18 protein-coding genes are annotated in these 18,993 nt (G+C 64.0%); 8 read left to right on the top strand and 10 right to left on the bottom strand.

Going from position 1 to position 18,993, the window contains the following annotated elements; translation table 11 throughout:
- Nucleotides 1–11 precede the first annotated feature (11 nt).
- Both aguA and RFM52_RS07665 read left to right on the top strand, forming a co-directional pair.
- Nucleotides 12–1,118, top strand: a complete 1,107-nt coding sequence (aguA, locus tag RFM52_RS07670; protein WP_320296370.1) for an agmatine deiminase — start codon at nucleotides 12–14, stop codon at nucleotides 1,116–1,118.
- Nucleotides 1,119–1,211: 93 nt separating this feature from the next.
- Nucleotides 1,212–2,312, top strand: coding sequence for a polyamine ABC transporter substrate-binding protein (locus RFM52_RS07665; RefSeq protein ID WP_320296371.1), 1,101 nt, complete (start codon nucleotides 1,212–1,214; stop codon nucleotides 2,310–2,312).
- Between the two features lie 15 nt (nucleotides 2,313–2,327).
- Here the strand turns inward: RFM52_RS07665 and RFM52_RS07660 are convergent, their stop codons facing one another.
- Nucleotides 2,328–3,083: a helix-turn-helix transcriptional regulator gene (locus RFM52_RS07660; RefSeq protein ID WP_320296372.1), complete on the bottom strand. Its 756-nt coding sequence runs from the start codon at nucleotides 3,081–3,083 to the stop codon at nucleotides 2,328–2,330.
- A 223-nt stretch (nucleotides 3,084–3,306) separates the two neighbouring features.
- Here RFM52_RS07660 and RFM52_RS07655 point away from each other — a divergent pair, with 223 nt between their 5' ends.
- The 3 genes from RFM52_RS07655 to RFM52_RS07645 all read left to right on the top strand — a co-directional run bounded on the left by RFM52_RS07655 (nucleotide 3,307) and on the right by RFM52_RS07645 (nucleotide 6,802).
- The gene (locus tag RFM52_RS07655; RefSeq protein ID WP_320296373.1) at nucleotides 3,307–4,809 is read left to right on the top strand and encodes a S10 family peptidase; all 1,503 of its coding nucleotides are present in this window, start codon (nucleotides 3,307–3,309) and stop codon (nucleotides 4,807–4,809) included.
- A gap of 141 nt (nucleotides 4,810–4,950) precedes the next feature.
- Complete coding sequence (locus tag RFM52_RS07650) at nucleotides 4,951–5,844, top strand: DMT family transporter (RefSeq protein WP_320296374.1); 894 nt, start codon at nucleotides 4,951–4,953, stop codon at nucleotides 5,842–5,844.
- A gap of 40 nt (nucleotides 5,845–5,884) precedes the next feature.
- On the top strand, nucleotides 5,885–6,802 hold the full coding sequence (locus RFM52_RS07645; RefSeq protein ID WP_320296375.1) for a DMT family transporter: 918 nt from the start codon (nucleotides 5,885–5,887) through the stop codon (nucleotides 6,800–6,802).
- A 182-nt stretch (nucleotides 6,803–6,984) separates the two neighbouring features.
- On the opposite strand, the gene RFM52_RS07640 is transcribed toward RFM52_RS07645, so the two are convergent.
- Nucleotides 6,985–7,839, bottom strand: coding sequence for a LysR substrate-binding domain-containing protein (locus tag RFM52_RS07640; protein ID WP_320296376.1), 855 nt, complete (start codon nucleotides 7,837–7,839; stop codon nucleotides 6,985–6,987).
- Nucleotides 7,840–7,929: 90 nt separating this feature from the next.
- Between RFM52_RS07640 and RFM52_RS07635 the strand changes: the two genes are divergently transcribed.
- Complete coding sequence (locus RFM52_RS07635; RefSeq protein ID WP_320296377.1) at nucleotides 7,930–8,337, top strand: tautomerase family protein; 408 nt, start codon at nucleotides 7,930–7,932, stop codon at nucleotides 8,335–8,337.
- Between the two features lie 31 nt (nucleotides 8,338–8,368).
- Here the strand turns inward: RFM52_RS07635 and RFM52_RS07630 are convergent, their stop codons facing one another.
- Nucleotides 8,369–8,875 (bottom strand): RES family NAD+ phosphorylase, encoded by a 507-nt coding sequence (locus RFM52_RS07630; protein ID WP_320296378.1) that lies wholly within the window; start codon nucleotides 8,873–8,875, stop codon nucleotides 8,369–8,371.
- The gene (gene parS / locus RFM52_RS07625; RefSeq protein ID WP_320296379.1) at nucleotides 8,872–9,357 is read right to left on the bottom strand and encodes a type II RES/Xre toxin-antitoxin system antitoxin; all 486 of its coding nucleotides are present in this window, start codon (nucleotides 9,355–9,357) and stop codon (nucleotides 8,872–8,874) included. Before parS ends, RFM52_RS07630 begins: the two co-directional genes overlap by 4 nt.
- A gap of 171 nt (nucleotides 9,358–9,528) precedes the next feature.
- Here parS and RFM52_RS07620 point away from each other — a divergent pair, with 171 nt between their 5' ends.
- Nucleotides 9,529–11,751, top strand: coding sequence for an AMP-binding protein (locus RFM52_RS07620; RefSeq protein ID WP_320296380.1), 2,223 nt, complete (start codon nucleotides 9,529–9,531; stop codon nucleotides 11,749–11,751).
- Between the two features lie 14 nt (nucleotides 11,752–11,765).
- Here the strand turns inward: RFM52_RS07620 and RFM52_RS07615 are convergent, their stop codons facing one another.
- From RFM52_RS07615 to RFM52_RS07605, 3 genes are read right to left on the bottom strand one after another with little or no spacing between them, the layout of a single operon-like run.
- On the bottom strand, nucleotides 11,766–12,581 hold the full coding sequence (locus RFM52_RS07615; protein ID WP_430699261.1) for a CDP-alcohol phosphatidyltransferase family protein: 816 nt from the start codon (nucleotides 12,579–12,581) through the stop codon (nucleotides 11,766–11,768).
- A gap of 3 nt (nucleotides 12,582–12,584) precedes the next feature.
- Complete coding sequence (locus RFM52_RS07610) at nucleotides 12,585–13,499, bottom strand: phosphatidylserine decarboxylase (RefSeq protein WP_320296381.1); 915 nt, start codon at nucleotides 13,497–13,499, stop codon at nucleotides 12,585–12,587.
- Nucleotides 13,399–14,655, bottom strand: coding sequence for a DMP19 family protein (locus RFM52_RS07605; RefSeq protein ID WP_320296382.1), 1,257 nt, complete (start codon nucleotides 14,653–14,655; stop codon nucleotides 13,399–13,401). The genes RFM52_RS07610 and RFM52_RS07605 overlap by 101 nt, the downstream gene beginning before the upstream one ends.
- A gap of 210 nt (nucleotides 14,656–14,865) precedes the next feature.
- Between RFM52_RS07605 and RFM52_RS07600 the strand changes: the two genes are divergently transcribed.
- On the top strand, nucleotides 14,866–15,738 hold the full coding sequence (locus RFM52_RS07600; RefSeq protein WP_320296383.1) for an SMP-30/gluconolactonase/LRE family protein: 873 nt from the start codon (nucleotides 14,866–14,868) through the stop codon (nucleotides 15,736–15,738).
- On the opposite strand, the gene RFM52_RS07595 is transcribed toward RFM52_RS07600, so the two are convergent.
- The 3 genes from RFM52_RS07595 to RFM52_RS07585 form a co-directional block, all read right to left on the bottom strand.
- Nucleotides 15,735–16,076, bottom strand: coding sequence for an antibiotic biosynthesis monooxygenase (locus tag RFM52_RS07595; protein WP_320296384.1), 342 nt, complete (start codon nucleotides 16,074–16,076; stop codon nucleotides 15,735–15,737). The two genes, RFM52_RS07600 and RFM52_RS07595, sit on opposite strands and share 4 nt — an antisense overlap.
- Before the next feature lie 276 nt (nucleotides 16,077–16,352).
- Nucleotides 16,353–18,236: an ABCB family ABC transporter ATP-binding protein/permease gene (locus tag RFM52_RS07590; protein WP_320296385.1), complete on the bottom strand. Its 1,884-nt coding sequence runs from the start codon at nucleotides 18,234–18,236 to the stop codon at nucleotides 16,353–16,355.
- Nucleotides 18,237–18,311: 75 nt separating this feature from the next.
- On the bottom strand, nucleotides 18,312–18,647 hold the full coding sequence (locus tag RFM52_RS07585; protein WP_320296386.1) for an ArsR/SmtB family transcription factor: 336 nt from the start codon (nucleotides 18,645–18,647) through the stop codon (nucleotides 18,312–18,314).
- Nucleotides 18,648–18,993: the final 346 nt, after the last annotated feature.

Here is an 18,993-nt window from a genome sequence, read left to right as displayed (position 1 = left end):
GTGATCCCGCAATGCCACGTACCCTGTCGACGAAACCGAAACAGGACGGATTTCGCGCGCCCGGCGAGTTCGAGCCCAAATCGGGCTGCTGGCTGATCTGGCCCGAGCGGCCTGACACATGGCGCCTTGGCGCCAAGCCGGCGCAGACGCTGTTTGCCAATGTCGCCGCGGCGATCGCGCAAAGCGAACCGGTGACGGTGGCGGCATCCGGCCGACAGTGGCAGAACGCCAGGGCCCGGTTGCCCGACCATGTGCGGGTGGTCGAGATGTCCACCAACGATTCCTGGCTGCGCGACAGCGGCCCGAATTTCGTCGTCAACGATCAAGGCTCCGTGCGCGGCGTCGACTGGACCTTCAACGCCTATGGCGGGTTCGACGGCGGGCTCTACGCGCCCTGGGACCTGGACGACCTGGCGGCGCGAAAAGTGCTCGAAATCGAGCGGATGGATCGCTATCGCGCGCCGCTGATCGCCGAGGGCGGAGGCCTGCAGTGCGACGGCCAGGGCACGCTCATCACGACGGAGCAGTGCCTGCTCAATCGAAATCGCAACGCCCATCTCGGCAAGGCCGAGGTGGAACGGCAACTGGGCGACTATCTCGGCGTCGACACCATCATCTGGCTGCCGCGCGGCTTCGCCTTCGACGAGACGGACGGCCATGTCGACGATGTCTGCTGCTTCGTGCGGCCGGGCGTGGTCGTGCTGAGCTGGACCGACGATCGCGATGACCCGCAATATGAGATCGTGCGCGAGGCCGAGGAGGTGCTGCGCTCGGCCCGCGACGCGCGTGGCCGCGCGCTCGAGGTGCATCGCCTGCCGCATCCCTTGCCGATCGAGATGACGCCGGAAGAAAGCGAAAGCGTCGATCGGCTCGATTCGACCTGGGCGCGCCCGGCCGGCAACCGGATCGCTGCGAGCTACATCAACTACTATCCGGGCAACAGTGTCGTGGTCGTGCCGGAGTTCGGCTCCGATCTCGACGTGAAGGCGAAGGCGAAGCTGGCCGAGCTGTTCCCCGACCACAAAATCGTCGGCATCGAGAACTCGCGCGAGATCCTGCTGGGCGGCGGCAATGTCGCCTGCATCACCTTGCCGGTCTATGCGCCGCAACGACGTTGAGGGACCAAGCCCGCCGGCCGAACCGGGGGGCGAAAGCAGAACGAAGGCTGCGCAATCCGTCAGCGCCAGCCTGAAGCAAGAAGGAGGACAACCATGCGCGCCCTGATCCCGTCAATCCTGGTCGCCGGGCTTGCCTGCGGCATCGCCGGCACGGCCGCGGCGGATGAGGAAAAAGTCGTCAACGTCTACAACTGGTCGGACTATATCGCGCCGGACACGGCCGAGAAATTCGAGAAGGAGACGGGCATCAAGGTCCGCTACGATGTCTATGACGGCAACGAGGTGCTGGAGACAAAGCTGCTCACCGGCGGCTCGGGATATGACGTGGTCTATCCTTCGGCCTATCCGTTCCTGAAGAACCAGGTGAAGGCCGGGGCTTTCCTGGAGCTCGACGGGTCGAAACTCGCAAACCACGCAAAGATCGATCCGCAAGCCCTTTCGCTGATCGGGGGCGCCGACCCGCAAAACAAGCATGCCGTGCCCTACATGGCCGTCACCGACGGCATCGGCTACAACGTCGCCGCGGTCAAGCAGCGGCTGCCGGACGCGCCGACGAATTCCTTCGCCATGGTCTTCGATGTCGACGTGGTCAAGAAGCTCTCGGATTGCGGGGTGGCGATGATCGACGCGCCGGCCGAAGTCATCCCGATGGCGCTCAACTATCTGCATATCGACCCGAGATCGACCAGTCCCGACGACCTCGCCAAGGTCGAGGAGTTGATGGGCAAGGTGCGTCCCTACATCCGCTATTTCCATTCGTCGAAATACATCAACGACCTGGCCAACGGCGATATCTGCGTCGTGCTGGGCTGGTCGGGCGATATCCTTCAGGCAAGGACCCGTGCCGCCGAATCCGCCAAGAAGCTGGAGATTGCCTATTCCATTCCGAAAGAAGGCACGCTCATCAACTACGATACGATGGCGGTGCCGAAGGATGCGCCGCATCCCGACAACGCCATGGCCTGGATCAACTTCAACCTGCGGCCCGACATCGCCGCGGCCAACTCCAGCTATGTCTCCTACGCCAACGCGATACCGGAGTCCCTGCCGCTGATGGACAAGGCGATCGCCGGCGATCCGGGCGTCTTTCCTCCCGACGACGTGAAGGCCAAGCTGTTCGTGGTCAACAACAGCGACGCAAAGCTGCTGCGGTCGCAAAACCGCATGTGGACGCGCGTGGTGACGGGTCAGTAGGGCCGGCGCGAAATATCAGTCGCGCGCGGCTTCGCGAATTGCCGCCAGCAACTCCACCTGGGAGTGCACGCCGAGCTTGCGGTAGACCTGCTTGATGTGGTTGCGGGCCGTGCCGGGTGAGATGGAGAGGCTTCGCGCAATGGTCTTGGCGTTGCCGCCCTCGATCAGGTGCCGCGCGATCTCGCGCTCGCGTGGGCTCAGCCCCGATCGCGCGACCTCGATTGCCCCGCCCTTGTCGCGAAGGCGACACAGGTGAAACAACTTTTCCAGGATGAGCCTGGTCGCGCCGCCCGCGGCGCAGGCGAGCGCCAGATCCCGCTCGCCGAAGGGCGGTTCCCCATTGCGCCGCAGAAAGGTGACATAGCCGGCCGTCAGCCTGTCGAGATTGAACACGCCGGTTATCTCGTCGAAGCTGTCGGAGGGGCCGTAGAACTCGCGGTAGTAGGGCGAAAGCTGGAAATCGCCGTCGCGGAGGGCAGATAGCGGCAGCAGGAAATCCTGCCGCGTGCTGGCGAAGCGCTGGAAGAAGGGATCCAGCCGATAGACCCGGGCATCATAGTCGCGGTTCCAGCGGTCGGGCCCGGCATCGTCGATCGTCACGGACGTGATGTCGCGGCGATAGAAGCCGACATAGACGCGATCGGAATCGAGCAGCACGCCAGCCGCCGCGGTGAAGCAAGCCGACAGTTCCTCGGGCGTCGCGGCGCCGGCCGCGGCGGCGACACCGCCGCTCCAGCGTGCAAACCGGTCGAGGGAGAAATTCGAGAGCATTCGCGCCTAGCCTAGCGCATGCCGCCGCAAGTTCAACATGGCGAATGCCAGCAAAGCCAAGCGGTACAGTGGTCGGAGAACAACTCCGTCAACGCCAACCGACACTGGCGGAAAGGGGCGCGGAATACGATTTGGCGACGCCGGACCGCCGACCACCCGTCATTCTCTTTGACTTCGGTCGCTCCGGCCATACTTTGGCGGGAGTCGTTCCCGCGGAGATGTCATGCGGCCCACTTTGAAACTCGCTCCCCTCGCCCTCCTGGCGCTCGTCGCCTTCGCCCAGCCGGCGTTCGCCGAGACACCCGAGCGCCCCGCCCCCCAAGGCGGCGTGCTGTCGCTCCTGCCGGCGCCGCAGGTGACCGAGCATTCGATCACGCTTGGCGGGCTCAAGCTGGATTACCAGGCCAAGGCCGGCACGCTGTCGCTCTTGTCCGGCAAGGGCGAGGTCACGGCCGAGATCTTCTATGTCGCCTATACGCAGCAATCGCCGGCGCCGGCGAAGGACCGGCCGATCACCTTCGTCTTCAACGGCGGGCCGGGCGCGGCGTCGGCCTATCTGCATCTCGGCGCGATCGGGCCGCGCATCGTCGCGACCGCCGCCGACGGCGAGTTCCTGCGCCCGCCGCAAAAGCTGATCGACAATCCCGACAGCTGGCTCGACATGAGCGATCTCGTCTTCGTCGATCCCGTCGGCACCGGCTACAGCCGCGAAGCGCCGGGGCATGAGCCCAAGGAATTCTGGAGCGTCGACGCCGACGCCAGCTCGGTCGGCGCCTTCATCCGCCTCTATCTGGCGCAAAACGGCCGCACCGGATCGCCGCTGTTCCTCGCCGGCGAGAGTTATGGCGGCTTTCGCGCCGCGCTGCTTGCCCGCACGCTGCAGGAGGATGTGGGCCTGAGCCCCAGCGGCGTCGTGCTGATCTCGCCGGCGCTGGAATTCATGCTCGTGCGCCCCGACCAGTTCGACCAGTTGCACTGGGCGCTGGAGCTGCCGTCGCTGGCGGCGACGCGGCTCAAGGGCGACGGCGTCAGTGGTGATGCGTTGCGCGACAGGCTGGCCGAGGTCGAGCGTTACGCGCTCGGCGATTATCTGGCCGCGCTGAACAGCGGGCTGGAGCAAGGCGGCAAGCTCGCCAGCGGACGCGTTTCAGAAATCACCGGCCTGCCGCTCGAGCTCGTCCAGCGCAATTTCGCCCGCATCCCCACCGGGCTTTTCGCCAAGGAATTCCACCGCGCCACGGGCAGAGTGCTCAGCCCCTATGACGCCACCATCGGCACCGCCGACATCGTGCCGCAAAGCGCGCGCGATGAGACCCCCGACCCGGTTCTCGACCGCAGCGTTCCGGTGCTGACCTCCGCCTTCGTCGCCTATGCCCGCGACGAGCTCAACTACCGCACTGAGGTCAGCTACAGGCTGCTCAATGGCGAGATCAGCCGCAACTGGGATTACGGCATGTCGGGCCAAGGTTATGCCGGCGTGATGAACGACCTGCAGCGCGCCCGCTCACTCAACCCTGCGCTGAGCGTCGTCATCGTCAACGGCTACACCGACCTCGTCACGCCCTATCTCGCCTCGCGCTATCTGGTGAACCAGGTCCCCTCGCTGGCCGACGCCAAGCCGATCCGGCTCGACGTCGTCGAGGGCGGCCATATGATGTATCTGCGGCCGGACGGAAGGCGCGCGCTGAAGGACGCGGCATCGGAGCTTTATCAGGCGACGCAGTAGCTCCCGACCGGCCCGCGGCAAAGGACCTGCGCCAACGCAAGCGCCGCGCTGGAGCAGCGCAGCGCCTGTTTTCGCCCGTATAGCTGCGGGCGCGGCTCCGACTGGGGCGGAACCGCCTCACGCAAACACGCTGAAACCCGCATGGCCGATGTCGTCGTCCTCGAAAGCCGCGAAAGGGTGCTGGCCGGCATCCTGTTCACGGCCGCCGCTTATTTCCTGTTTTCGGCGCAGGATGCCTCGATCAAGCTTCTGGTCGCCGGCATGACGGTCTGGCAGATCATGTTCGTCCGCTCGATCACCGTGCTCGTTGCCTGCGGCGCAGTCGGCGGCAAGCGGCTGTTCGCCGACACGATCGATTCGCCGATCGTCAAGCCGATGCTGGTGCGCAGCGCCTTCACGCTGGCCGCCTGGCTTTGCTACTACAATGCGGCGCGTTCGCTGCAGCTCGCCGAGCTCACCACCATCTATTACGCCGCGCCGATCATCGTCACCGTGCTGTCGGTGCTGATCCTGGGCGAGGCGGTGCCGCTGTTGCGCTGGATCGCGGTGTTCATCGGCTTCGCCGGCGTCTTCATCGCCTGCGATCCGACGCGGCTCGGCCTCTCCGTGCCGGTGCTCCTGGTGTTGGCGGCGGCCGTGCTTTGGGGGATCGCCGTCGTGCTCCTGCGCAAGACGGCGCTGCAGGAGCGCACGACGATCCAGCTGGTGCTCAACAATTTCTATTTCCTGCTCTTTTCGGCCGTGCCGGCGCTGCTCTGGTGGCGCATGCCCGACTGGCGGCAGCTTGTTCTGCTTGTCAGCGTCGGAGCCCTTGGCGGGGTTGCGCAGTATGTGCTGTTCGAAGGCATGAAGCGCGCGCCAGTGTCGATCATCGCGCCGTTCGAATACACCTCGCTGGTCTGGGCCTTCGCGCTGGGCTACGCCATCTGGGGCGACCTGCCGCGAACGGAAGTGTTCATGGGCGCGGCGCTGATCATCGGTGCCGGCCTGCTCATCGTCGGCAACGAGCGTTTCCGCAAACGGGAGCAGGCCTGATGACAGAAGGCTGTCAGCAGCAACCCAATAGGTTGGCGTCATGACCGATGCGCTCGACATGCCGGAAAAGCTCGCAACCGCGGCCGCCGATACCGCTGCCGAACGCACGCTCGGCATCATCCTGGTGTCGGCCTCGGCGATCGCCTTCGCGCTCACCGGCGTGCTGACCAAGTCGATCCATGCCGATCCGCTGACCATCACCTGCTGGCGCGGTTTCTTCGGCTCGATCCTGATCAGCCTCTACGTTCTGTGGCGCCGGCGTCGCTCGGGCGGACGCGAAAGCCTGAAACTCGGCTGGCGCGGCTGGCTGCTTGCGGTCGAGGGCGCTGCCGCCAGCATCGCCTTCATCTCGGCCTTCAAATTCACTTATGTCGCCAATGTCGCCGTCATCTATGCGACCTCGCCTTTCATCGCAGCGTTGCTCGCCTTCCTTCTGGTGCGGGAAAAATTCCGGCTGCAGACGATGGTTGCGGCCGCCGTATCGCTTTGCGGCGTCGCCATCATGGTGGGCGCCGGCCTCGGCAACGGGCACCTGTTCGGCGATGGGCTGGCGCTTTTGATGACCGCCGGCAGCGCGCTCTACATGATCATGGTGCGCGCTTTTCGCGATTCGCCGGTCGTCTGGGCCGGCGCTGTCTCGGCCTTCCTGCTTTTCGTGCTCGGCTGGTTCGTCACCGATCCGCTGGCCGTGTCCGCCCGCGACGTGGCGCTGCTTGCCACCTTCGGCTGCTCCTTCGCGCTTGCCTCGATCCTGTGGACGGAAGGCTCCCGGCTGATCCCGTCGGCGGAAGCCGGGCTGCTGGGTTCCGCCGAGGTGCCGTTCGCCATCGTGTTTGCCCTGCTGTTCCTCGGCGAAGTCCCGCCGATGGCCAGCATCATCGGCGGCGCCATCGTGCTTTGCGCGGTTTTCGCGCATGCCGGACGCGACTGGATGAAGGCGAAATCGGCGCGTTCGTAAAATATTTTCGCGGTCACGGAACCATCATCCGACTCAGGCATTGTTAGCTTGACGGGTCACCCCCCAAGTCCCCCCAAACCCCTCGACCCGTCCGACTAGAAGCCGACCCGCAAAAAGGTCGGCTTTTTCTTTGGGGCTTCATCGTTTTGGGCAGTTCCCGGGAAATGGCGCCGCGATTCCGTTCAGGACGACAAGGCCAGGCCGCTGCCCAGAAGCTCCGCCAGATCCCGCGCCGGGCGGGGGACCTCGCGGCCTAGCCGAATGGCGAAATCGGCCATCGGCAGCGGCGGCAGGTCGAAATCGGCAGATGCCACCACAATACCCGAATGGGCGAAACGCCGGGTGCGCGGCGTCAGCGCGATGCCGGCATTGACCGCGCTGCGCAGGCCGGCAAGGCTGGCGCTGCCGGCGGCGATGCGGTAGCGGCGGCCAGCCGAGTCGAGCGCATTGAGCGCGGCCTCGCGGAAGCCGCAATAGGGATCGAGCAGCGCCAGCGGCACCGCTTCGGGCTGCGCCGCCAGTCCTTTTTCCGAGCAGAGCCACAGCATCGGTTCGCTGATCAGCGCCACCTCATCTGGCGATGCGGCATGGCGCATGGTGATCGCGAGGTCCAACTGGCCTGCCTGCAGCGCCGATCCGAGCTCCAGGGAGCGGCCGACGCGCAGCTCGATCCGCACACGTGGATGGCTGGTAGCGAAGGCGCGCAACAGGTCCGGCAGGCCTTGATCGGCGAAATCCTGCGTCGTGCCGATGGCGATGCGGCCGCCGGCGCGCGCACCTTTCAGCGCCAGCCACGCCTCGGTGTGGACGGCGAGGATGCGCCGGGCGTGGCCGACAAGGTCCTCGCCGGCCGGGCTCAGCCCGCGTCCCCTGCCCTGCGGGGTGAGCAGCGGCTCGCCGACGATCTCTTCCAGCCGCTGCATCTGTGCGGTTACCGCCGACGGCGTGCGGCCGACAGTGGACGCGGCCTTGGCGAGCGAGCCGCTATCGACGAAGGCAAGGAAGGTTTTCAAAAGATCCGGATCGAGCGTCTCCATACTTCGATAATATCGAAGCAATTATCAAAAACAATTCGATTTTATTGATGCTACGACGGTGACATGGTTCGCCAACCCGAAGGAGAGAAAATGCCTATCATCAATATCAGCGTCACCGGCAAGCCCGACGCCAAGCTGTCCGCCGCGATCGCCAGGGAAGCGACCGAAATCACGGCGACGCTGCTGCGCAAGGATCCGACCATCACAGCTGTCGCCGTCAACTACATCGATCCGCAGCACTGGTTCGCCGGCGGCAAGTCGCTCGCCGAGCACGGCACCAGCACGTTCTGGCTCGACATCAAGGTCGTCGACGGCACCAACACCAAGCTCGAGCTCGAAGCCTATCTGAAGGCGATATTCGAGACTTTCGGCCGGCTGCTCGGCGGCGTGCATGAGGAGAGTTATGCCTTCGTGCATGAGGTGCCGGCGGCGGCCTACGGCTATGGCGGCAAGAGCCAGGAGTTTCGGTTCATCAGCGGAAGGCTGAAGGCGGCGTGAGAGTGTTTTGCTCCTCCGCCCGGACGGTACGCTATCTAGCTGGAGGATGGAGCCTGGTATCCAGCGCGAAATCCTCCTGCAGGTGCGGCTTGTAGAGGCCGCTCGCCCGGCCGGGATCGAACACCAGGTTCCAGCTATGCTGGGACACGGCGCTTGGAATCAGAAACAAGGGGTGCTCTGCCAGCAGACCGTCGCCAAACTGTTGCTGCCCCGGGCTTGGAATGCCTGGCCGAAGCCAGTTCGCGTTTGGAATATCGCCGATTTCCACAACATGAATTTTCGAAGGATCGGCGATCTCGAATGCCGTCAGCACGTGGCGGACTGTATCGAGCGTGCGAAATCCTTTGTGTACAGCCACCTCCAGAATGGCGGTCGAGGGGTCAATGGATGCATAGACGGCCCTGACACCTTTGCTGTTCCACCTTCCCCCAAGCTTGAAGGCTCCCTCGCCGCTATCCCAGCTTGCCTGGAAGCGTTTGTGATCAAGCCTCCAGCCGAGGACTTCTCCCGTCCCAAGAGAACCCGGCAAAGGCGTCACGCGTAGACACCATAGTCGAGCCGCTCGAGGAATTCCTGGACAAGGACAGTGCCCGCCGCCGTGGCCAAGAGATCGATCGGTCGCCGGTTGTCCAAGCCCATGGCGGGCTCAATCATCCACTTTTCGGCCGCTTCCTGAGTGCCGAGAATGGACGTGGCCTTGGTGAGAACCCTGGCGAAATTCCAGGTCCTTGAGCCCTGCTCCCGATTGAGCGTCCTGGAGTGATCCGATTTGTGCCGCTGAAATGTCCGCTCGCTCATGCCGAACGCCGCCTCGAAGGCGTCTGCTTCGATGACGGTCAGTTGCCTGACAAGGCTTTCCAGAGCCTGGCTTGGAATTCCATGCAGGATCATTTCATGGGCCTCGAGCGGGTTGGATACCGAGGATCCAAGAACCTTCGGCCCACCGAACAGGTCGACCAGCCGTTCGAACTCCGGTTCCATATGCAGTGCTTCGGCAAACCCCGTCGGAAAACTGGCCATTTTTACGTCTCACGTCACGTGTCACTTTATTTACGACATATGTCATAGCTTTTCAAGTGGAGATCGAGGCGCTGCATCACCCCACATTGACCTTGCCCACGCTTCCGCTACCCTCTGCCCCGAAGCGGCCGTTCAAGAGCCGCGCCCTGGAGGAGACTGGGAGAGAGCGGCATGATCCTGACCCTGGCGCTGCTGGCGGGCCTTGTTCTTGCCTGGCTGCTGATCGCGGTGATCGAGAGGTTCCGGCTCGACCTGCGCTTCACCCAGGCGCTGCTCTATGTGCCGTTCAAGCTCGCCTACCGCATCGCCGACAACCGTATCCGCATTGCCCGCAGCGCCAAGACGCCGGTGATCTACGTGGTCTCGCACCAGTCGCGCATCGAACCGGCGCTGATGCTGTCGCTGCTTCCCGACGACACGCTGCATATCCTGGACGAGGCCTCGGCGCGCTCGCCCTGGCTGGAACCGTGGCGCGAGCTTGGGCGCACGATCGCCTTCAACGCCGAGCATGTCTACGTCAGCCGGCGGCTGGTGCGCGTGCTGAAGGGCAAGGGGCGGCTTGCCGTATACCTGCCCGACAATGTCGAGCCGGACGTCAAATCCTTCCGGCTGTTTCGCGCCATAACCCGCATCGCCATGCAGGCCGACGCGAGCATCGTGCCGATCTTCGTTGCCGGCACACGCGACCTGCCGGTGTCGCTGACGCCGAACGAGAAAGCGCCGCGCCACTGGTTCCCGCGGCTTTCGATGAGCGTGCTGGAGCCAATGACCATCGCCGAATTGGTGGCGCGCAATCCCGACATGGCCTCCAACACCAACGCGCTGTTCGACCGTTTCGCCGAGGCGCGGCTCTACGGCACCAATCTCGACCGTGGCCTCTTCCTTGCCATGCGCGACGCCGCCGATCGCGTCGGCCCTTCGCATCCGATCATCGAGGATGTGATTTCCGGCTCGCTCAGCTACCGCAAGCTGTTCATCGGCGCGCGCGTGCTCGGCCGCCATTTCGAGGCGGTGACGGCGCCGGGCGAAGCGGTCGGCGTGCTGTTGCCCAACGCCAATGGCGTGGTGCTATCCTTCGTCGGCCTGATCTCCGCGGGCCGCGTCGCGGCGATGATCAACTACACCGCCGGCCCGGCGAGCGTAACCGCGGCGATCCGCACCGCCGTCATCCGCACCGTGATCTCGTCCCGCGCCTTCATCGAAAAGGCCGCCATCGACGACATCGTCGCCGCGGTCGAGGCAGGCGGCGCCAAGATGCTGTGGCTGGAGGATGTGCGCGCCAGCGTGACCACGCTGGACAAGATCGCGGCCGCACTTCTATGGCGCTTGCCGTTGCAGCGGCAGCAGGCGGGCAAACCGGCGGTGATCCTGTTCACCTCCGGCTCGGAAGGCACGCCGAAGGCAGTGGTGCTGTCGAACCGCAACCTGCTTGCCAATGTCATGCAGGCCGAGGCGCGCGTCTCAGTCTCGCCGGCCGATATCCTGCTCAACGTGCTGCCGGTGTTCCACTCCTTCGGGTTGACCGGCGGCACCATCCTGCCGCTGGTGCTGGGGATAAAGCTGTTCCTCTATCCCTCGCCGCTGCACTACAAGATCATCCCGGAGATCGCCCGCAAGGTGAAGCCGACCGTGATGTTCGGCACCGACACCTTCCTCGCCAATTACGCGCGCACCGCCAAGGACGGCGACTTTTCCAGCCTGCGCTTCGTCGTGGCCGGAGCGGAAGCGGTGAAGCCGGAAACACGGCGCACCTACCGTGACCGTTTCCAGGCCTCGATCGTCGAAGGTTTCGGGCTGACCGAGGCGGCTCCGGTAGTGGCCGTGAACACCGCCATCCATGGCCGCGACGGCACGGTCGGGCGGCCGCTGCCGGCCATCCGCATGAAGCTGGAGCCGGTCGAAGGCATCGCCGAGGGCGGCCGGCTGTGGCTCGACGGGCCGAACATGATGATGGGCTACATGACCGCCGACCGTCCCGGCGAATTGCAGCCGCTGGAAGGCTGGCACGACACCGGCGACATCGTTTCGATCGACCGCGAAGGCTTCATCACCATACGCGGGCGGGCCAAACGCTTCGCCAAGATCGCCGGCGAGATGGTGTCGCTGGGCGCCGTCGAGATGCTGGTGCAGTCGCTATGGCCGGAAGAGCGCCACGCGGCGGTTGCCGTGCCCGACAAGAGGCGTGGCGAGCGCATCGTGCTGGTCACCACCGCCGACGACGCCAGTGCCGAGGAACTGCGCCAGTTCGGCAAGAAAGCCGGCGCGGCCGAGCTGATGGTGCCCAACGACATCATCAAGGTGGAAGAAATCCCGGTGCTGGGCTCGGGCAAGACCGATTACATCTCGGCCCGCAAGCTGGCGATCGACCGGCTGGGGCTGGGCGTGGCAGCTTAGATAGAGCGCCGGCGCTACCCGATATCCGAGGGCGGCACCTTTTCCCCCTCCAGCCGCGCCCGCTTCGAATAAGCGCGCACGCTGAACGGCAGGAACAGCAGATAGCCGCCGACCGAAGCGGTCAGCGTGTACCAAGGATAGGTCATCAGCAAGAGGATGTAGAGCACCACGCCGAGGATCACCGGCAGCACCCTGTCGCCCGGCACCTTGACGCTCTTGCCCGAATAGACCGGCAGGCGGCTGACCAGAAGAAATGCGATGAGCACCGTGAAGCCGGTGGCGACGAAGGCGGCCGGCCGGGTAGGCTCCAGCCCCAGCCGCAGGAAATAGAGATAGAGCGGCAGCATGACCAGGACGGCACCCGCCGGGGCCGGCACGCCGACGAAATATTCGGTCTGCCATGCGGGTTGGTCGGTGTCGTCGGCCAGCACGTTGAAGCGGGCAAGCCGCATGCCGCAGGCGATGGTGAAGAGAAGTGCTGCGATCCAGCCCGGCGAGCCGGCGCGATCGAGCAGGAAGGCGTAGAGCACCAAAGCCGGAGCCACACCGAAATTGACGATATCGGCCAGCGAATCCATCTGCGCGCCGAATTTCGAGGTGGCCTTCAGCATGCGCGCCAGCCGCCCGTCGATGCCGTCGAGGAAGGCGGCGAGCAGCACCATGACCACGGCGATCTCGAAGCGGTTCTCGAAGGCGAAGCGGATGCCCGAAAGGCCGGCGCAGATGGCAAGCACCGTGACCAGATTGGGCAGCACCATGCGCATCGGGATCTCGCGGATGCGCGGACCGCCGCTGGCATGGGCCTCGAATTTTTTGAACGGCGCGCCCAACGCTCAGGAAATCCTGACCAGTGGCGTGACCGCCGTGCCGCCAAACTCGGCAAGCACGGTCTCACCGCCCACCGCCGTCTGGCCGACCGCGACGCGCGGCACGGCGCCTGACGGCAGGAAGACGTCGACGCGCGAGCCGAAGCGGATCAGGCCGAAACGCTCGCCGATCGCGATCGAGCCCTCGGCCTCGGCCCAGCAGACGATGCGGCGCGCAACGAACCCGGCGATCTGGACGGCAGCAATCGTGCCGTTGGGACTGTCGATGACCAGCCCGTTGCGCTCGTTCTCCGCGCTTGCCTTGTCGAGCTCGGCATTGAGGAATTTGCCGGGCTTATGCTCGATGCGGGTGATCCTGCCGCGCACCGGAGCACGGTTGATGTGGCAGGAAAACACGTTCATGAACACCGAGATGCGGGTCATCTCGCCCGAGCCCAGGCCAAGCTCGCTCGGCGGCACGGCCGGTCCGACCGCCGAGATCACGCCGTCGGCCGGGCTCACCACCAGCCGGTCGTCGACCGGCGTGACGCGCTCGGGATCGCGGTAGAAATAGACGCACCAAGCAGTGAGGATCAGCCCGATCCAGAACAGGATCGACGAGAAATAGCCGAGAAACAGCGTTGCCGCGGCGAAGGCGGCGATGAAGGGATAACCTTCGCGATGGATCGGAACGAAACTATTCTTGACCGAGTCGAGAAGCGTCATGAGGCTTGGGGCGGTCCCTGTTTCAGGTTGCGCCTCAATAGCGGAAAGCCCCCCTCCCCGCAACGCAACAATGGGGGATAGGCGGGGCACGGATACCGCGAACGCGGGCAGGTAATTACCGGGCGGCAGCTGAGCGATCAAAGTGCGCGCCGAGTTCAGGCATCGTGGCCTCGGCGAGCTTTTCGTAATCCTCGCCACACAAGAGTACACTGCCATTCGGCGAAGACAGCGAGAGGAAGGTCCGGTCACACGCCAGCACCACCCAATTCACAACTGGCCCCTCCGCCGTTTGCGCCACCGAGTTAGCTGAAACGATGGCACCTAGTGGATCAAAGCCGGCCTTGCGTAGCAGAAGGTCGACAGCCACGGGAGCGTGATTTTGTTCAGACAGTTGGATCACTGTCTCAATCTCCGACTGTTCCGCGCGTCCAAGCAGTGTCCCGACACTCGGTGCGTTAGCTCCCAACGGGTTCTCACCCGGGCGCATGACAGGAGGGTCTTCAGGGGCGATATACTCGTAAACTGCGACGCGTGTCTTTGTCGCGGCGCATAGCCGAAGCTCGTTAGCGCTGGTGCGCAGTTGGAAGATCATCTGCTTTTCGCCTTCGACGTCCAGCATCCTCGCCATGCCGAACCCCAGTTTGATCTCCAATGGCGATATCGTTGCACAGGCGAGGCCGGCGCCGACTTCGCGCTGGCTCAACATCTGACGCGCCAGTTTGCCAACCGACTCGTGAAGAAGCCTGCCCTCGCGCTGGGGGTTGGACAGCACTAGTCGATCGATCGCGTCATCGTAGTTGTCATCATCGACAATTTGCAGATCGGGCCAAGAAGCGATCCAACGCGCGAGCAAATCCTCCATCGGCATGGTGTCATCGGCCTCGTAGAAAGCATCGTCAAGTGTATCCAAGAAATCGTCGCGGCCGCCCTCGAAGCCCGTTTGTTTCGCCGCTTCGTCGGGATGCTTGGCAACCCAAGCTGACATCTTTTCCAACGTCGCCAGCTGCCCTTTTGCCCCGCACGCGCTGAGTCCGGCTCTGGCGTTGGCAATCATGGTGTCGATTTCGCTGCCTGCATTATGGATGAATTGACTATGGCCGCCGTTCTTCACCTCCAAGGAGTACTGGTCCGCATGAAAGACCTGCATCGCCTTAGGGTTGATCTCCGGATAGCGATAGAGCCCTTTGGAAACCATCGTCACTACGAATTGCATAACAGCGAAGACGAGATGAAATGACCTTTCGTCGGCCTGTTCGATCTTCGAACGAGGCACCATGATCGAGGATACCAGAACGCTACTTGCCCTATCTGCGGAAGCCAGCGATTTCCTCTCGGAGCCCCTGTTGGATTTGCGTGAGAAAAAGCTAAACATCGAAAATGCTTTCCTGAGACGAAAACGATGGCGAGATTCTCTATGGCGCGACGATATCATCAGACGTTGGATTTGAAAGGCACCAGAATAGCCAGGTTTGCTGGCGCTGCGGCCCGATCGATAGGCGGGCTTAAATCACTGAAGGACTATGTCGGCGCGGCATAAGCTGATCCGTCCTAGGCTGGAGAACCCGCCAACGGAGCCAGCCAAATGTCGTCATCGAAATCGGCCAGGAAAGCCAATATCGTCACTGAGGGCCTTGCCTTCGGCGAGTCACCGCGCTGGCATGACGGGCGGCTCTGGCTCTGCAACTGGGGCACCGGCGAGATTCTTGCCGTGGACGAAGGCGGCAAGAGCGAGGTCATGCTGACCGTACCGGCAGTCCTGCCCTATTCGATCGACTGGCTGCCGGATGGACGATTGCTTGTCGTTTCCGGCCGGGAAGGCCTTCTGCTCCGGCAGGAAGCGGACGGAGCGCTCGTCACCCATGCCGATCTGCGGGGACTGTCGAAAAGCCCCTGGAACGAAATCGTCGTGGATGGGCGCGGCAACATCTACGTCAATGGCGGTGGGCCGGCGCCGGCGCCGGGCGAGCATTTCGGACCGGGCACGATCGTGCTGATCATGCCGGACGGCACGGTTCGGCAGGTCGCCGAGGACATCGCCTTCGCCAACGGCATGGCGGTGACGCCGGACAACCGGACACTGATCGTCGCCGAATCCCACGCCAGGCGGCTGACTGCCTTCGACATCGGCGAAGACGGGGGCCTTTCCAAGCGGCGTGTCTGGGCCGATCTCGGCAACGACTATCCCGACGGCATCTGTATCGATGCCGAAGGCTGTGTCTGGTATGCCGACGTGCCGAACCGGCATTGTGTCAGGGTGCGCGAAGGCGGCGACAAAATCGACGGTGTCGAGGTCGATCGCGGCTGCTTTGCCTGCATGCTGGGTGGAACCGACGGCAGGACGCTGTTCCTCCTTGCCGCCGAATGGCGGGGTTTCGAAAACATGGTGAGCGACGCCCGCACCGGCCAGGTGCTGAGCATCGCTGTGTCCGCGCCGGGGGCCGGATGGCCTTCTTAAACCTCCGGCACGCGCTGGTAGTTGGCGATGTCGGCCTTGACGCCAAGGCGCGCGATGGCTTCCTGCGCGCTGAACGCGATGCGCTCATGCGCCGCCTTGACGATCGGCACCACCTTGTCGACCGCCGCCTGGCTTTCCCATTCGACCACGGTGACGATGTTGAACTCGCCCGGGCCGGAGAATTGTTCGAGCAGGAAATCCTGCACGAACCCTTCCTGCTGGCGCAGCAGTTCATGCGTCATCCTGGCCTTGCTGAGGATTTCGTCGCGCGCTTCCGCCGGCACGACGAATTTGTCGACCCGGAACACGCTGCCGGTTCGGTGGTTTTTGGTGGTCATTTCGATCTGTCTCCGTTTGGGAAAGTTGCCTGGCAGGTGGCTCGGAGACGGTTTGCAAGCTCAAGGTAAGTTGAGGTCAAGGGGGATTTTGCGCCGACTTCTCCTTCTCCCCTTGTGGGAGAAGGTGGATCGGCGCGGAGCGCCGAGACGGATGAGGGGTGTTGGAAGGAACGAGGCGGTGGCGATTTCGAACGTATCGCAAAGCTGGAACACCCCTCATCCGACCTCGCTTCGCGAGGCCACCTTCTCCCACAAGGGGAGAAGGGGAAGTCGGCGCTAGCTCACCTCTGCCGTCCTTCTCCTCACAACCACCCCCAACTCATCGCTCTCGCGCGCGATACGCAGGCGCTCTTCGGCTTCGGTCGCTTCGCGCTGGCGGTCCCACATCGAGGCGTAGAGGCCGTGCTTGGCGAGCAGCGCCGCGTGGGTGCCGCGCTCGGCGATCTGGCCGTCCTTCAGCACGATGATCTCGTCGGCCGAGATCACCGTCGACAGGCGGTGGGCGATCACTATGGTGGTGCGGCCCTTGCTGACGAGGTCGAGCGCGGCCTGGATCTCCTGCTCGGTGTGGCTGTCCAGCGCCGAGGTCGCCTCGTCCAGCATCAGGATCGGCGGCGCCTTGAGGATGGTGCGGGCGATGGCCACGCGCTGCTTCTCGCCGCCCGACAGTTTCAGCCCGCGTTCGCCGACCATCGAGCGGTAGCCTTCGGGCAGCTTGTCGATGAACGGGCCGATCTGGGCGAGCTCGGCCGCCTTGCGCACCTCCTCCTCGCTGGCGCCCACGCGACCGTAGCGGATGTTGTAGGCGATGGTGTCGTTGAAGAGCACGGTGTCCTGCGGCACCATGCCGAGCATGGCGCGCAGGCTCTCCTGCGTGACGTCGCGAATGTCCTGGCCGTCGATCAGCACCTGGCCGCCCTGCACGTCGTAGAAACGGAACAAAAGCCTGGAAATGGTCGACTTGCCGGCGCCGGACGGGCCGACGATCGCCACCGTCTTGCCGGCCGGCACCTCGAAGGAAACACCTTTCAGAATCTTGCGGTTCGGATCGTAGGAGAAGTGCACGTCACGGAACTCGACCTTGCCGGGGCCGACCTTCAGCGGCTTCGCATCCGGCTTGTCGACGATTTCCTGCGGCACGTCGAGCAGGTCGAACATGTGCTCGATGTCGGTCAACCCTTGCCGGATTTCGCGGTAGATGAAGCCGATGAAGTTGAGCGGCACCGAAAGCTGGATCAGCATGGCATTGATGAAGACGAAATCGCCGACCGTCTGCCTGCCGGCCTGCACCTCCAGCGCCGACATGCACATGACGATGACGGTGCCCAGACCGAAGATGACGCCTTGGCCAAAATTCAGCCAGCCGAGCGAGGTCCAGGTTTTCGTCGCGGCGGTCTCGTAGCGCGCCATCGAGCGGTCGAAGCGCTCGGCTTCCATGCGCTCATTGGTGAAATATTTGACGGTCTCGAAGTTGAGCAGAGAGTCGATCGCCTTGGTGTTGGCGTCGGTGTCGCTGTCGTTCATGTCGCGGCGGATCGAGATACGCCAGTCGCTCGCCTTGACGGTGAACCAGACATAGAGGCTGACGGTGACGGCGACCACGGCGACGTATTTCCAGCCATAGGTGAAGGCGAATATGCCGGCCGTCAGCGCGAATTCGAGGATGGTCGGCGCCGTGTTCAGCATGATGAAGCGCACGATCGTCTCAATGCCCTTGGTGCCGCGCTCGATGATGCGCGACAGGCCGCCGGTGCGACGCTCGAGATGGAAGCGCAGCGACAGCTGATGCATGTGGACGAAGGTGCGGAAGGCGAGTTGGCGCACCGCATACTGGCCGACCCGGGCGAACAGCGCGTCGCGCAACTGGTTGAAGCCGAGCTGGATCAGGCGCAGCACGTTATAGGCGATGACCAGCGCCACCGGCGCCAGCAGGAAGGACGGCAGCGGCGGCGGCGTCTTCGAGGCATGGGCCAGCGCGTCGGTCGCCCATTTGAAGAAATACGGACCGGCGACCAAGGTGAGCTTGGCGACGACCAGAAGCAGCGTCGCCCAGGTGACGCGGGCTCTGAGATCGGCGCGGTCGGCCGGCCACATATAGGGCCACAGGTTGCGCAGGGTCGTGAGGGTGCCGGCTTCGGCGGATACGGTCTTTTCGGCCACTAGTCTTGCCTTTTGGGTGAGAGTGTCAGCGCCGGAGCATGATGCCGAAAGCGCAGAGCGACTTTTCGAACGGCATCATGCTCTTTCTCCTGGATTCGGAGCCGGGCAGCAGAAGTTGACGAGTTGGATGAGCGAGGCCGAGACACCCGCAAGCGCGGCACGGTCGACCGCGTAGCGCGAACGCTGCCGGTCGGCCTCGAAGCGGACCAGCCCCGCCTCTACCAGTATCTTCAGATGCTGCGAGACAGTCGACTGGGCGAGGTCGAGATGGTCGACCACCTCACGGCACGAGCAGCAGCGGCTGGCCGAGAGGCGCTTCAGGATTTCGATGCGCGCCGGATGCGACAGCGCCGCCATGCGGAGCGCCATAGCGTGGCTGTCGCTGCAGCGGGTTACGGGGGATTCGATCATCGTCCATCGGCGATAGACGATGGATAGTGAGAGGGCAAGCTAGGCGGATGGGTAGATTTGTCTGAAGGAGGTCGCAGCCCTCTCGTTCATCATTCTAGGGCGGAGCGACGCGAAGCGTCGCGTAGACCCTAGAATCCATGCCGGGACGTTCGCGCGAGATGCGGCGATCGAGAATGGGACTCCGTAGGATGCCTGAAAAAGATAGGTCTGCACCGTGGCATCGCCTTTATGTCACGGCATGGATTCTAGGGTCTGCGCGCGTCGCTTCGCTCCTTGCTCCGCCCTAGAATGATGGGTGGACGGCCCCTTGCGGCATCGAATGTGCCAAACTGGGCTGTGATTAACT

This window comes from Mesorhizobium humile (assembly GCF_033977215.1).
GTDB classification, from domain to species: domain Bacteria; phylum Pseudomonadota; class Alphaproteobacteria; order Rhizobiales; family Rhizobiaceae; genus Mesorhizobium; species Mesorhizobium humile.
The sequence above is the reverse complement of the archived record's forward strand: the minus strand, read 5'-3'. Positions and strand labels throughout refer to the sequence as shown.

What these genes read in the sequence shown, in the direction of transcription:
- parS (WP_320296379.1), bottom strand. Translation starts at nt 9,357, where the DNA reads ATGGCCAGTTTTCCGACGGGGTTTGCCGAAGCACTGCATATGGAACCG.
- RFM52_RS07660 (WP_320296372.1), bottom strand. Translation starts at nt 3,083, where the DNA reads ATGCTCTCGAATTTCTCCCTCGACCGGTTTGCACGCTGGAGCGGCGGT.
- RFM52_RS07665 (WP_320296371.1), top strand. Translation starts at nt 1,212, where the DNA reads ATGCGCGCCCTGATCCCGTCAATCCTGGTCGCCGGGCTTGCCTGCGGC.
- RFM52_RS07640 (WP_320296376.1), bottom strand. Translation starts at nt 7,839, where the DNA reads ATGGAGACGCTCGATCCGGATCTTTTGAAAACCTTCCTTGCCTTCGTC.
- RFM52_RS07605 (WP_320296382.1), bottom strand. Translation starts at nt 14,655, where the DNA reads ATGTTTAGCTTTTTCTCACGCAAATCCAACAGGGGCTCCGAGAGGAAA.
- RFM52_RS07645 (WP_320296375.1), top strand. Translation starts at nt 5,885, where the DNA reads ATGACCGATGCGCTCGACATGCCGGAAAAGCTCGCAACCGCGGCCGCC.
- RFM52_RS07620 (WP_320296380.1), top strand. Translation starts at nt 9,529, where the DNA reads ATGATCCTGACCCTGGCGCTGCTGGCGGGCCTTGTTCTTGCCTGGCTG.
- aguA (WP_320296370.1), top strand. Translation starts at nt 12, where the DNA reads ATGCCACGTACCCTGTCGACGAAACCGAAACAGGACGGATTTCGCGCG.
- RFM52_RS07650 (WP_320296374.1), top strand. Translation starts at nt 4,951, where the DNA reads ATGGCCGATGTCGTCGTCCTCGAAAGCCGCGAAAGGGTGCTGGCCGGC.
- RFM52_RS07655 (WP_320296373.1), top strand. Translation starts at nt 3,307, where the DNA reads ATGCGGCCCACTTTGAAACTCGCTCCCCTCGCCCTCCTGGCGCTCGTC.
- RFM52_RS07600 (WP_320296383.1), top strand. Translation starts at nt 14,866, where the DNA reads ATGTCGTCATCGAAATCGGCCAGGAAAGCCAATATCGTCACTGAGGGC.
- RFM52_RS07585 (WP_320296386.1), bottom strand. Translation starts at nt 18,647, where the DNA reads ATGATCGAATCCCCCGTAACCCGCTGCAGCGACAGCCACGCTATGGCG.
- RFM52_RS07595 (WP_320296384.1), bottom strand. Translation starts at nt 16,076, where the DNA reads ATGACCACCAAAAACCACCGAACCGGCAGCGTGTTCCGGGTCGACAAA.
- RFM52_RS07635 (WP_320296377.1), top strand. Translation starts at nt 7,930, where the DNA reads ATGCCTATCATCAATATCAGCGTCACCGGCAAGCCCGACGCCAAGCTG.
- RFM52_RS07610 (WP_320296381.1), bottom strand. Translation starts at nt 13,499, where the DNA reads ATGGCAGTGTACTCTTGTGTGGCGAGGATTACGAAAAGCTCGCCGAGG.